This window comes from Rhizobium sp. 05L419 (genome assembly GCF_056397845.1).
In genome coordinates, this window is record NZ_JBFTOF010000009.1 from 146182 (window position 1) to 158715 (window position 12534).

General features: G+C 60.7%; 12 protein-coding genes and 2 pseudogenes. 4 read left to right on the forward strand and 10 right to left on the reverse strand.

Annotation, left to right across the window (positions count from 1 at the left end):
- Window position 1: 1 nt before the first annotated feature.
- Window positions 2–520 (reverse strand): Dps family protein, encoded by a 519-nt coding sequence (locus tag AC1DMK_RS14445; protein WP_477859837.1) that lies wholly within the window; start codon window positions 518–520, stop codon window positions 2–4.
- A 454-nt stretch (window positions 521–974) separates the two neighbouring features.
- Between AC1DMK_RS14445 and AC1DMK_RS14450 the strand changes: the two genes are divergently transcribed.
- Window positions 975–1592 carry a LysE family translocator gene (locus tag AC1DMK_RS14450; protein ID WP_477859839.1) on the forward strand — a complete coding sequence of 206 codons (618 nt, stop codon included), beginning with the start codon at window positions 975–977 and terminating at the stop codon, window positions 1590–1592.
- A 132-nt stretch (window positions 1593–1724) separates the two neighbouring features.
- Complete coding sequence (cysK, locus tag AC1DMK_RS14455; RefSeq protein ID WP_037065562.1) at window positions 1725–2687, forward strand: cysteine synthase A; 963 nt, start codon at window positions 1725–1727, stop codon at window positions 2685–2687.
- Window positions 2688–2793: 106 nt separating this feature from the next.
- On the opposite strand, the pseudogene AC1DMK_RS14460 reads toward cysK, so the two are convergent.
- The 9 genes and pseudogenes from AC1DMK_RS14460 to rsmI all read right to left on the reverse strand — a co-directional run.
- Window positions 2794–3006: pseudogene (locus AC1DMK_RS14460) on the reverse strand (magnesium chelatase domain-containing protein); the annotation flags it as partial.
- Between the two features lie 176 nt (window positions 3007–3182).
- Window positions 3183–4130 (reverse strand): glutathione synthase, encoded by a 948-nt coding sequence (gene gshB / locus AC1DMK_RS14465; protein ID WP_037065560.1) that lies wholly within the window; start codon window positions 4128–4130, stop codon window positions 3183–3185.
- 96 nt (window positions 4131–4226) lie between these two features.
- A complete protein-coding gene (locus tag AC1DMK_RS14470) occupies window positions 4227–4730 on the reverse strand; it encodes a cupin domain-containing protein (protein WP_477859842.1) in 504 nt (167 codons plus the stop codon).
- Window positions 4731–4833: 103 nt separating this feature from the next.
- Window positions 4834–5937: an ABC transporter ATP-binding protein gene (locus AC1DMK_RS14475; RefSeq protein WP_477859844.1), complete on the reverse strand. Its 1104-nt coding sequence runs from the start codon at window positions 5935–5937 to the stop codon at window positions 4834–4836.
- 11 nt (window positions 5938–5948) lie between these two features.
- Window positions 5949–6791 carry a sn-glycerol-3-phosphate ABC transporter permease UgpE gene (ugpE, locus tag AC1DMK_RS14480; protein WP_037065554.1) on the reverse strand — a complete coding sequence of 281 codons (843 nt, stop codon included), beginning with the start codon at window positions 6789–6791 and terminating at the stop codon, window positions 5949–5951.
- 10 nt (window positions 6792–6801) lie between these two features.
- A complete protein-coding gene (locus tag AC1DMK_RS14485) occupies window positions 6802–7683 on the reverse strand; it encodes an ABC transporter permease subunit (protein WP_037065552.1) in 882 nt (293 codons plus the stop codon).
- A gap of 73 nt (window positions 7684–7756) precedes the next feature.
- Window positions 7757–9055: an extracellular solute-binding protein gene (locus AC1DMK_RS14490; RefSeq protein WP_477859847.1), complete on the reverse strand. Its 1299-nt coding sequence runs from the start codon at window positions 9053–9055 to the stop codon at window positions 7757–7759.
- Window positions 9056–9180: 125 nt separating this feature from the next.
- Window positions 9181–9548 (reverse strand): annotated as a pseudogene (locus tag AC1DMK_RS14495) (YraN family protein).
- A complete protein-coding gene (gene rsmI / locus AC1DMK_RS14500; RefSeq protein WP_477859902.1) occupies window positions 9541–10398 on the reverse strand; it encodes a 16S rRNA (cytidine(1402)-2'-O)-methyltransferase in 858 nt (285 codons plus the stop codon). Before rsmI ends, AC1DMK_RS14495 begins: the two are co-directional and overlap by 8 nt.
- A gap of 311 nt (window positions 10399–10709) precedes the next feature.
- On the opposite strand from rsmI, the gene dnaN reads away from it, so the two are divergent.
- Complete coding sequence (gene dnaN, locus AC1DMK_RS14505) at window positions 10710–11828, forward strand: DNA polymerase III subunit beta (RefSeq protein ID WP_037065546.1); 1119 nt, start codon at window positions 10710–10712, stop codon at window positions 11826–11828.
- Window positions 11829–11938: 110 nt separating this feature from the next.
- On the forward strand, window positions 11939–12532 hold the full coding sequence (gene pmtA / locus AC1DMK_RS14510) for a phospholipid N-methyltransferase PmtA (protein WP_037065543.1): 594 nt from the start codon (window positions 11939–11941) through the stop codon (window positions 12530–12532).
- Window positions 12533–12534 lie beyond the last annotated feature (2 nt).

The window sequence follows — 12534 nt, forward strand, 5'->3', positions numbered from 1 at the left end:
TTTACTTCGGCTGCCGGGTCATCTCGAACAGGAACCACGTACGACGCTCGGCCTCGTMGATCCAGTTCTCCAGAAGACTGGTGGTCGCGACGTCATTGTGTTCGGAGCACACCTCGTGGGTCTCGCGAAGCAGCGAGACGAGCTGCTTGTTGTCATCGCGCAGTTCCGCCAGCATGTCCTCCGGCGTCACATAGTCGGCGTCGTTGTCGTTGATGCGCTGCAGGCGACCGATATGGCCGATCGAGCGCAGCGTCGTGCCGCCGATCTTGCGGGCGCGTTCGGCGAGCTCATCCGTCATCGCGAAAATCTGGTCAGCGTGCTCATCGAGGAGCAGGTGATAATCGCGGAAGTGCGGCCCCGACATATGCCAGTGGAAGTTCTTGGTCTTCATGTAGATTGCGAAGGTATCGGCAAGCAGCGCTGCAAGGGCACCAGAGATGTCCTGGATGGCATTGCTTTTCAGATCGGTCGGGGTGGCGAGCGGGGCCATTCTGCGCTTTTCGACTGCGGTGGGGCTCATCAAGTTCTCCAATGAAGGAACACAAGGGTAAACACCAGCGTTTTACGGCGTTTCCTTGGGTTCTGGTTGTGTTTGACCGGCATTGGCGCCGATCGGCAGAGTCTTCCAATCCGCAGGACAAAGGTGTCCTTCGGTTCTCGAACCATTCTCCAATTCGTGACCTTGATGCCGTTTCCCGGCTTCGGTCACAGAGTGGCGTTCGGCTCCCGGTTTCCCATTCTCCTTGATGAGCGCAGCCCAGTCCTGCTAGGCTCGCTAGAACTCGATCAGGACAGTCGGGATATCGTCGACGCGCCTGCCATCGCCTCCTGAAGTAGAACCGAGAACGTTGGCGTCAATAGCTGTTGCGGTCCGAACTCGTGCCGGCAGAGCACTGCAGACACATCTCTTGAAACGCGGATCTTGAAACGCAGAGGCGGGCGGCGTAGAAACCGGCCAATACCCGGAGGCCCCAATGTCGTTCACCGCTCTCTTTGCCTATGCAGCGGCGCTGTTCATCGCAGCCGCCATTCCGGGGCCTGGCATCACGGCGATCGTCGCCCGTGCGCTCGGCTCGAATTTCCGCGAGACTTTCTTCATGGGCCTCGGGCTCGTGCTCGGCGACATGACCTACCTGACGGCCGTCATTCTCGGGCTGGCCTTCGTGGCCCAGACCTTCACCGAAGTCTTCATTATCATCAAGATCGCTGGTGCCCTCTATCTCGGCTACATCGCCTACAAGCTATGGACGGCCGGGCTGCTGCCGCAGGACATCGCGGCGAGGAAATCCAGCAATATCAGCATGAGCTTCTTGTCCGGCCTGCTGGTGACGCTCGGCAATCCAAAGACCATGCTATTCTACGTGGCGCTGGTGCCGACTCTGATCGATATCAACAGCATCGGGCTTCGCGAATACGGGATCCTTCTGGCCACGACCTTCGTCGTCCTTCTGGTCGTGCTCGTGCCCTACATGATGCTCGCCTCCCGCGCCCGCATGCTGCTGAAGCAGCCGCGTGCGCTGCAGGCGCTCAACCGTGTTGCCGCCAGCATTCTGGCCGGCACGGCAGCCTTCATCGCGACACGGGCGGCTTGAAAAAATCATCCGGCAAACTCCGGTTTCAAAAGGGTTTTTTCTCTGAAGCCGCGGTTTCGTGGATGAAGCCACTCTGGTTTCCATAAGGCTTTGACCCTATTGTCTCCCCACATTTCATCAAGGGAGAGCATAATGTCGAAGAAACCAGGCCGCGGCCGCATCTATTCCTCGATTACAGAGACGATCGGCGACACGCCGATCGTCCGGCTCGACAAGCTGGCCAGGGAAAAAGGCGTCAAGGCGAACCTGCTGGCCAAGCTCGAGTTCTTCAACCCGATCGCCTCCGTCAAGGACCGCATCGGCGTCGCGATGATCGAATCGCTGGAAGCGCAGGGCAGGATCTCCCCCGGCAAGACKACACTCATCGAGCCGACATCGGGCAACACAGGCATCGCGCTCGCCTTCGCAGCAGCCGCCAAGGGCTACAAGCTGATCCTCACCATGCCGGAGACCATGTCGATCGAACGCCGCAAGATGCTGGCGCTGCTCGGCGCCGAGCTGGTTCTGACCGAGGGGCCGAAAGGTATGAAGGGCGCGATCGCCAAGGCCGAAGAACTGGCCGCCACCCTGCCCGACGCCGTGATCCCGCAACAGTTCGAGAACCCCGCCAACCCCGAGATCCATCGCAAGACGACGGCCGAGGAAATCTGGAACGACACCGAGGGCACGGTCGACATTCTCGTCTCCGGCATTGGCACCGGGGGCACGATCACGGGCGCCGGCCAAGTGCTCAAGTCGAAGAAGCCAAGCATCAAGGTCATCGCCGTCGAGCCAGAGGAATCGCCAATTCTTTCCGGGGGCCAGCCTGGACCACACAAGATTCAGGGTATCGGTGCCGGCTTCGCGCCCGCAATCCTCGACACGCATATCTACGACGAGATCGTTACCGTCAACAGCGCCGAAGCCCTTGAGACGGCGCGCCACGTGGCGAAACTCGAAGGTGTGCCGGTCGGCATCTCTTCCGGCGCAGCCCTCGCCGCGGCCATCAAGGTCGGCATCCGCGAGGAAAATGCCGGCAAGAACATCGTCGTCATCATCCCGTCCTTCGCCGAGCGCTATCTTTCGACGGCGCTGTTCGAAGGCCTTGGCAACTGAACCGTCTCCGTCTGCTTGCGTTTCCGGTGGCGCTTCGGCGCCACTGACTGCGACAAGGCCGAAATCGGCGTCTAGATGTGAGCTTCCGTAGGTTGTCCATTCGAAGCAGATCAGCAGGAGCCAGATTGACGGTGATCCTCTTGGCCGGCAGCGCCAGCCCCGAGGCATGCAGCGCCGCGTGCACGCGCTCGCGGCTTTCCGCAGCCGCCTTGTCGGGAAGCCCGACGATCTGGGCGACGACCTTGCCCGGGGCCACCATAACCTCGACCGGCAGACCTTCGACGCCCTGAAATGCAGCCGTGCTTACACGTGCGACGATGCCGAAATCCCCTGTGTCGCAACCTTTTACACCAAAATTGGCGACCAACCGGCGTCACCGATTGCAATCCTGCATAGAAAAAAGAATCAAACAAGAACAATAAGGGAACGAATGTGTGTACTCGCTGCAAAGGGGTTGCAGCGAGTTGCAGAGGAACGGAAACGGGAAGGGTCGGATTAGGCGCGCTTGCGTTCGATCGCATCCCACAGGAGGCTCGCGATATCGGCGCCGCCGAACTTGCGAACTTCGCGGATGCCGGTCGGCGAGGTGACGTTGATTTCCGTCATGTAGTCGCCGATCACGTCGATCCCGACCAGCAGGAAACCGCGCTCCTTCAGCGCCGGGCCGATGCGCGCACAGATTTCCTTCTCGCGCGCGGTCAGCTCCGTCGCTTCGGCGCGACCGCCGACGTGCATGTTGGAGCGGCTGTCGTGCTCGGCAGGCACGCGATTGATCGCGCCGACCGGCTCGCCGTCGACCAGCAGGATGCGCTTGTCGCCCTTGCGGACATCAGGCAGGTATTGCTGGGCGATGAAGGGCTCGCGGAAAAGCTGGCCGAACATTTCCAGCAGCGAGGAGAGATTGCGATCGTCCTTGGTCGAATGGAAGACGCCGGCGCCGCCGTTGCCGTAGAGCGGCTTCAGGATGATGTCGCCCATCTCGTCGCGGAAACGGCGGATTTCCGCCGCGTCCCTAGTGATCAGTGTCTTCGGCATCAGATCGGCGAACTCGGTGACGAAGATCTTCTCCGGCGAGTTGCGCACCCAGGCGGGATCGTTCACCACCAGCGTCTTCGGATGGATGCGCTCCAAAAGGTGGGTGGAGGTGATGTAAGCCATGTCGAAGGGCGGGTCCTGGCGCAGCAGGATAACGTCCATCGTGGACAGGTCCAGGCGCTCGGGCGCGCCGAGTTCGAAATGATCGCCCTTGACGTCGCGCAGGATCATCGGCTCGACGGTTGCGTAGAGATTTCCTTCGCGGAAACTCAGCCGCTCGGGCGTGTAGTGGTAAAGCTTATAACCCCGGCTTTGTGCCTCGAGGCTCATGGCGAAGGTGGAATCGCCTGCAATGTTGATGCCGGCGACATGGTCCATCTGGACCGCTACGTTCTTGATCTTGGCCATTTCCGTCCCTTAGCTATTGCCGGACAGATGTAGGCCGCGACGCGCGTGAGCGCAACGGCCAATCAATGGCTTCCGGCTGTCAAAAGCGCGGATTCTTCAGGCCGCCAAACCCTGCTGACCGCCGCTGCGAAGGAGGTTCCGCAGGCGATAAGCCAGTGCCACGGGCTTCGGAAAAGGCTTACGCAGGAAGGCCACCTTGCGGACGTAATTGTCCACCCGCCAGCTTGCCCAGGTGCCGCCCGCAAAGAAGGCAACATCGCCGGCACGCAGCATGCATTCGGTTCCGTCTTCAGCGGTGATGTGAACATCGCCGTCCAGGATCATCACGGTTTCGTCCCACCCGAAAAACCAGCGGAATTCACCAGCGGTGCAATCCCATAGTGCGGTGAGTGCTGCATCGTCATGGCCACGGGAGTGTTCGGCCGTGCGCGCCTGCGGATCGCCGCTGACGATCCAGTCCGGGTTGATCGGCGTCGACCTCATCGGAAGATGATCGCTCGAATGCGCAACGAACGACTTGCCGCGCGGCGGCGTGACCGCGTAAGGCACGGTCCGCGCAGCCATCGCTATCGCGCTTGCAAGCATCAGCTTCAAAGCCATGATAACCCCCTGTTCTCTCTACCCCTATCGCGTCGGGATAGCAGAGAGTCGTAACGGAGCGGTTCAGACGTTTGCTAGAAGTTTAACGATAGTGTCCCCTGCTCTATCGCACGGCCTCGTGCACGGGAGCCTGCGCGCTCCGATTTCCCGTGACGCCGCCGATCCGCTTGCCGGTGTCGTGGGCGAAGAAATGCAGTTTCTCCGGCGCAATGAAGAGGCGCAACTCCGAGGAAAGCGCCGCTTCCGACGAGACAACCGCGGTCAGCGGCTGGTCGCCGAGAAGGCCATGGACCAGGCGCTGCGAACCGAGTTCCTCGATATAGTCGACTGTTAGCGGAAGCGCATGCTCCGAAGGGGCGGCCGTACGAAGATCCTCGCCGCGTATGCCGACCGTCACCGTACCCGAGGTCGGTGCATGTCCCGCCAAATCGATCAGGCTTGGACCGAGCGCCAGCTTATCGCCGTGCAGCTCGCCCTTCAGCAGGCTCATGGCCGGCGAGCCGATGAAGCTCGCGACGAAGGTGGAGGCCGGCGTGTGGTAGACTTCGAGCGGCGCGCCGATCTGCTCGATTTCTCCGCCGTTCAGAACAACGAGGCGATCGGCCAGCGTCATGGCCTCCAGCTGGTCGTGCGTGACGTAGATCGACGTGGTTCCGAGCCGACGCTGCAGGCGCTTGATCTCGCCGCGCATCGAGACGCGCAACTTGGCGTCGAGATTCGATAGCGGTTCATCGAAAAGGAACGCGGCCGGCTTGCGGACAATGGCACGTCCCATCGCGACGCGCTGGCGCTGGCCGCCGGAGAGCGCCCTCGGCTTGCGGTCGAGATAGGGCTCGAGCTGCAGCATGCGGGCGGCTTCGGCGACACGCACATCGATCTCGGCCTTCGGCGTCTTCCTGTTGCGCAGGCCGTAAGCGAGGTTGTCGTAGACCGTCATGTGCGGGTAGAGCGCGTAGTTCTGGAAGACCATGGCGATGTCGCGCTCGGCGGGATCGACCCTATTGACCACGCGGTTGCCGATCTTGACCTCTCCCCTGGATATCTCCTCCAGGCCGGCGACCATACGCAGCAGGGTCGATTTCCCGCAGCCGGAGGGGCCGACGAGGACGATGAACTCCCCGTCCCTGATGTCGATATCGACGGACTTCACGGCATGGACGTCTCCAGTGTAGATCTTGGAGACCTGATTGATTTCGATAGCCGCCATCGGACGTTCCTTTACTTGTCGCTTTCGGTGAGGCCTTTGATGAACCAGCGCTGAAACACCACGACGATGATGACAGGCGGCAGCATCGCGAGGATCGCGATGGCGAAGGCTTCGTTGTAATCGGGAATCTGCGCGCCCACCCAAACGAGCAGGATCTGCTTGATGCCGCGCACGAGCGTGTAGAAGCTCTCGTCATTGGTCATCAGCATCGGCCAGAGATACTGGTTCCAGCCATAGACGAACATGATGATGAAGATCGCCGCCACCATCGTGCGCGAAAGCGGCACGATGACGTCAATGAAAAACTTGACAGGACCGGCGCCATCGATGCGGGCGGCTTCCAGCAGCTCGTCCGGGATCGATTTGAAGAACTGCCTGAAATAGAAAGTGCCGGTCGCAGACGCCAGCAACGGCACGATCATGCCGCTGTAGGTGTTGATCAGGTGCAATTGGTGCATGACTTCGTAGGACGGAAGGATGCGGACCTCGAGCGGCAGCAGCAGTGTGGTGAAGATCATCCAGAAGAACAACGTCGCCATGCGGAACCGGAAATAGACGATCGCGTAGGCCGCAAGCATCGACAGGACGATCTTGCCGACAGCAAAGCCGATGCCGAGGATCAGCGAATTCATCAGCATGCGGGCGCCGGTGACCTGACCGGTGAAACCGCCCTGGCGGCTCAAGACCGCGCCATAGGTTTCGGTGAAATGGTTGCCCCACGTCAGCGTCAGGCCCTCGCGGTGGATTTCGGCAGCTTCGTGCGTGGACGTCATGAAGGCGACGACCACAGGCGCTACCATGATGAAGACGCCCAGCAGCAGAACGACGTGATCGAATATCTTGAGACGGTACATCCCGCGCTCCTCAATTATAGTGAACGCGCCGCTCAAGGAAGCGGAACTGGAAGACGGTGAGCACGAAGACGACGATCATCAGGATGACAGACTGGGCCGACGAGCCGCCGAGATCGTTGCCGCGGAAGCCATCCATGTAGACCTTGTAGACCAGCGTGATCGGGTTGTTGGCGGCCTTGTCCTTCACCATGACGTCGACGATGCCGAAGGTGTCGAACAAGGAATAGGTGACGTTGATCACCAGCAGGAAGAAGGCGGTGGGCGCCAGCAGCGGCAGGATGACGGTCCAGAACCGGCGGAAACCGGAGCGGCAATCGAGTGCCGCGGCCTCGCGCACCGAAACCGGGATGCCCTGCAGACCGGAGAGGAAGAAGATGAAATTGTAAGGGATCTGTTTCCAGACCGAGACGACGACCATGGCAAAGGCAGTGTCGTAGTAATTGAGGCCCACCTTCATGTCCCAGCCGAACAGGGCTGCGAAGCGGACGACGGGGCCGATGTGCTGGTCGAAGAACATCATGCCGATCAGGCCGGCAACCGGCGGGGCGATTGCATAGATCGAGATCAACAGGGTCTTGTAGGTTGAGTTGCCGCGGATGACGGCGTCGGCCTTGATCGCGAGCAGAAGGCCGATGGAGAGCGCGAAGAATGTCACCAATGCCGTGAAGATCGCCGTGAAACCGGCAATGCTGTGATATTCGGCGCTTTCGAGAACGCTCGTATAGTTGTCGAAGCCGACGAAGCTGGAGCCGAAGCCGAAGGGATCTTCCAGAAAAAACGAGGACTTCACCGCCTGCACCGACGGCCAGTAGAAGAAAATAAATATCACCGCCATCTGCGGCAGCAGAAAGAGGTATGGCAGCGTTGGCGACGAAAACTGCACGCGCTTCATGGCGGGACCTTTGCAAAACAGTTCCGGAGACGGCGCGCGTCCCCGGAACCGATGTTTTCAGCGATTGGCGGGATCAGCCGGCGGTCTTGGCAAAGCGCTCGAGAAGCTGGTTGCCTTCCTTCTCGATCGTGTCGAAGGCATCCTTGACGGAGGTCTCGCCCGCGAAGATGCGGCCGTATTCGCGCTCCATGATTTCGCGGATCTGCGGGTAGAAGCCGAGGCGATAGCCCCTGGACCATTCGCCCCCCTGCAACTTCAGCTGCTGGATGCCGACTTCAGCCACCGGCTCCTTCTCGTAGTAGCCTTCCTTCTTGGCGAGCTGGTAAGCCGCTTCGGTGATGGCGACGTAGCCGGTTGCCTGGTGGTAGAACTTCTGAATCTCAGGCGAGGTCAGGAACTGGAAGAAATCCGCGACGCACTTGTTTTGTTCGGCAGACTTGCCGGACATTGCGAAGAGGGCAGCACCGCCGATGAAGGTGTTGGTGCCGGCGCCCTTGATCGAACCCCAGTAGGGAAGGAAGGTTGCCGAGAACGGCATCGTCGCCGTCTTCTTCAGACCACCGAACGAACCGGACGAACCGATCCAGAGAGCGACCTTGTTTTCTTCGAAGGGCTTCTGGTTGTCGCTCCAGCCGGCGCCGTAGTACTTGAAGTAGCCTTCGTCAGACCAGGACTTCAGCTTGTCGAACATCATGATGAGGTTCGGGTCGGTGACCTTGAGCTTGGTGTCGACCACGCTGTCATAGCCGTTATTGTTGGTGGCGAACTGGATATTGTTGCGCGAGAAGAAGTTCTCGGTGAACTCCCAGGTCAGCTGCGACTGGACTAGCGGAATGAAGCCGGCTTCCTTGAGCTTCGGCGCGATCGCCTCGAACTCTTCCCAGGTCTTCGGCGCTTCGACGCCAGCCTTCTTCAGCGCGTCCGGATTGGTGTACATGATCGGAGCGGAAGAGTTGAAGGGCATGCCGACGAACTTGCCGTCCGCGGCGGCGTAGAGGTTGCGAACGCCCGGAATGAAGGCTTCGCGGTCGAACTTGTAGCCGGCCTGGTTGATCAGGTCTTCGGCCGGAATGACCGCGCCCTTGGCGTTGATGATGGTAGCAGCGCCTGCATCGAAGACCTGCAGGATGTTTGGCTGTTCGCCCGAACGGAAGGCGGCAATGCCTGCGGCGAGGGCTTCTTCGTAGGTGCCCTTGCTGACCGGCGTCAGAGTGCAGGCCGACTGTGAAGCGTTGAACTTTTGCGAGACTTCATTGATGACTTCACCGTTGCGGCCGCCCATGCCGTGCCACCAGGTGATATTGGTCGCGGCAAACGACGACGAGGCCGAAAAGCTTACGGCCATGGCGGCCATCGAAATTTTCTTGAACATGGCTAATCCCTCTCCACCAGTTGTTGGGGTGAGGAGTGCAATAGAGGCCTTCTGTGACGACCCCTTGATGCTTTTATGACATGAGTGTTACAGCGCTACCTTTTTGCACGCGATTGCAAACATCATCAAAATACGTTCGGAAAATACCGCGGCAAGAGCCCCGGAATGATGGCGACGATATCGTAACGCTGCGAAAGCAAAGCGTAATAACGTTGACGTGCCAGCCACAGATCGCTGGCTGCCCTGATGCGATTCTGTGCTGTATGCGACACGGCGTGGATGGCGGTCGTTTCGTCGCGGTGCGCCTTCACCTCGACGAAAACAGCGACGTTGCCCTTGCGTGCAATGATATCGATCTCGCCGAGCCTGGTACGATATCCAGGGCGACGATGCGATAGCCCTTCGGCATCGGGAAGACGACAGCCAGATATTCGGAAACCTGGCCCCGACGGAGCGCCTTGCTGCGATGGCTGGCGTCGCCCCTGTCAGCCATCGCTGCTCTTCATGTCGAGCAGACGCTGGTAGAGTTCCTTTCGCGGCAGCCCGGTCAGGCGCGCCGCCTCTGCAGCGGCCTTGGCCGTCGGCAGGGTCCTCGAGAGATCCGACAGGATCGCGTCGACATCCGCCTGCTCCACCGGCCTCTCCGGCGGAGGGCCGATGACGAGGACGATCTCGCCCTTGACGTTGCCGACCTCGGCATAGTGAGCCGACAGCTCGGCGAGCGTGCCACGCCGGAACTCCTCAAAGGTTTTGGTCAGTTCACGGCAGACTGACGCCAGGCGGTCGCCGCCGAGCACGTCGGCAGCGGCAACAAGCGCGGCGGCGATACGGTGCGGGGATTCAAAAAACATCAGCGTCGCGGGGGCTGCCGCAAATTCCGCCAACCGGTCGCGGCGCGCCTTGTCCTTGGTCGGCAGGAAGCCGGCAAAGAGGAAGGCATCGTTGGGCAGCCCGGAGCCGACCAGGGCGGCAAGCGGCGCGGAGGCGCCGGGAATGGGAACGACGCGATACCCCGCCTCGATGGCGCTCTGGGCCAGCCGATAGCCGGGATCGGAGACGAGCGGCGTGCCGGCATCGGAGACGAGGGCAACGGACTTGCCTGCCTCCAGCGCCTGCAGCAAGCGCGGGCCGACTTCATCGGCGTTGTGCTCATGATAGGCATAGGGGCGGTTCTGGATGCCGTAGCGGTCGAGCAGAACGCGGGTGACGCGTGTGTCTTCGCAGGCAAGCACATCGGCACCGGCCAGCGTCTCAAGCGCACGCAGGGTGATATCGCCGAGATTCCCGATCGGCGTTGCGACGAGATACAGCGCCTGCTCCAGCGGGCGTGCAGGGATGCTCATGTTATGCAGGCGAAAGCTGCGCTGCCTGCCGCTCTCCGTTGTCACTTCATCGTTGCTCAAGATATCTTTGCCCTTTCTGGCTTCCGGCCTTTATGGGCGAGGGCTCGTGCTTGGGCAAGAGCCCCGATTTCTGTGAGCATTCGCGGGGAAAACGGCAATTGCGCAGGCGACCCCGTTCGCGCCTCTTGCAATCATCCGCAAAATTCTGCCATTTTGCCCGTCCACTCCTCCGGTCCCAAGTTTGGGCAAAGGCATTCTTCGGGCGCGCGGTGCGCGCCTGGGGCAGTAACGGTCGAAAGCGGTAGCATCCCATGCGTATTACTATTGAGCGGTCAAACCTTTTGAAGTCGCTGAACCACGTCCACCGCGTGGTCGAACGCCGTAACACGATCCCGATCCTGTCCAACATCCTGCTGCGGGCCGAGGGCCAGAACCTCGATATGAAGGCGACCGACCTCGATCTCGAGGTCACCGAGGCAACGCCGGCTAATGTCGAGCAGGCAGGTGCCACGACCGTTCCCGCCCATCTTCTTTACGACATCGTGCGCAAGCTGGCCGACGGCTCGGAAGTCCTCCTGGCGACAAGCAGCGACGGCGGCTCGATGACCGTCCAATCCGGCCGCTCGAAATTCTCGCTGCAATGCCTGCCGGAATCCGATTTCCCCGATCTGACCGCCGGCACCTTCAGCCATACGTTCAAACTGAAGGCGACGGATCTGAAGATGCTGATCGATCGTACCCAGTTCGCGATCTCGACTGAAGAAACCCGCTACTATCTCAACGGCATCTTCTTCCACACGATCGAAAGCGAAGGCGACCTCAAGCTGCGCGCCGTTGCGACGGACGGCCACCGCCTCGCCCGCGCCGACGTCAAGGCACCTTCGGGGTCGGAAGGCATGCCCGGCATCATCATCCCGCGCAAGACGGTCGGCGAACTGCAGAAGCTGGTCGACAGCCCGGACGCAATGGTCACGGTCGAAGTCTCCGATGCCAAGATACGCCTCAGCATCGGCTCGATCGTCATGACCTCGAAGCTGATCGACGGCACCTTTCCGGATTACCAACGTGTCATCCCGACCGGCAACGACAAGGAAATGCGCGTCGATTGCACGACATTCGCCCAGGCCGTCGACCGCGTTTCGACGATCTCCTCCGAACGCGGCCGTGCCGTGAAGCTGGCGCTCTCAGACGGTCAGTTGCTGCTCACGGTCAACAATCCGGATTCGGGCAGCGCAACGGAAGAAGTCGCGGTCGGCTACGACACCGATGCCATGGAGATAGGCTTCAACGCCAAGTATCTGCTCGACATTACGGCCCAGCTCTCCGGCGACCAGGCGATCTTCCTTCTCGCCGACGCCGGCTCGCCGACGTTGATCCGCGATACGGCCGGTGATGATGCGCTCTACGTACTGATGCCGATGCGCGTATAAGCGCGTCGCATTTGCCTCGCAAACTTTGTCAATTGCGACGTTTGGTCTTGTGTTTCGTTCCACTGCCTGCAATTAAGTGCTGGGCTGTTTGTTGCATATAGGAGGACGGCATGGCGTTGCGCCTGAAGGAACGGCTGGGCAAGAAGTTTGACGAGGAGATCCGCTTCTTCAAGGGAATGATGCAGGGTCCGAAGACAGTTGGTTCCATCGTTCCTACGTCCTCCATCACCGCCCGGAAGATGGCGAGCGTCATCAATCCGCATTCGGGATTGCCGGTTCTCGAGCTCGGTCCAGGCACCGGCGCGATCACCAAGGCGATCCTCGGCCGTGGCATCAAGCCGGAAAAGCTGGTCGCCATCGAGTATTCGACGGATTTCTACGAACACCTGGTGCGGCTTTACCCGGGCGTTCATTTCGTCAACGGCGACGCGTTCGATCTCGACAAGACGCTGGGCGCGCTGAAGGGCCAGACCTTCGATTCCGTCATCTCGGCCGTTCCGCTGCTGAACTTCCCGATGCAGGCGCGCACCGCGCTGCTCGAGAGCCTGCTTGACCGCCTCCCGGCAGGCCGGCCGGTGGTGCAGATTTCCTATGGCGCCGTGTCTCCGATCATCGCGCGGCCGGACCGCTACCATATCCAGCATTTCGACTTCATCGTCCGCAACATTCCGCCCGCACAGCTGTGGATCTACCGGCGCGGCTGAAC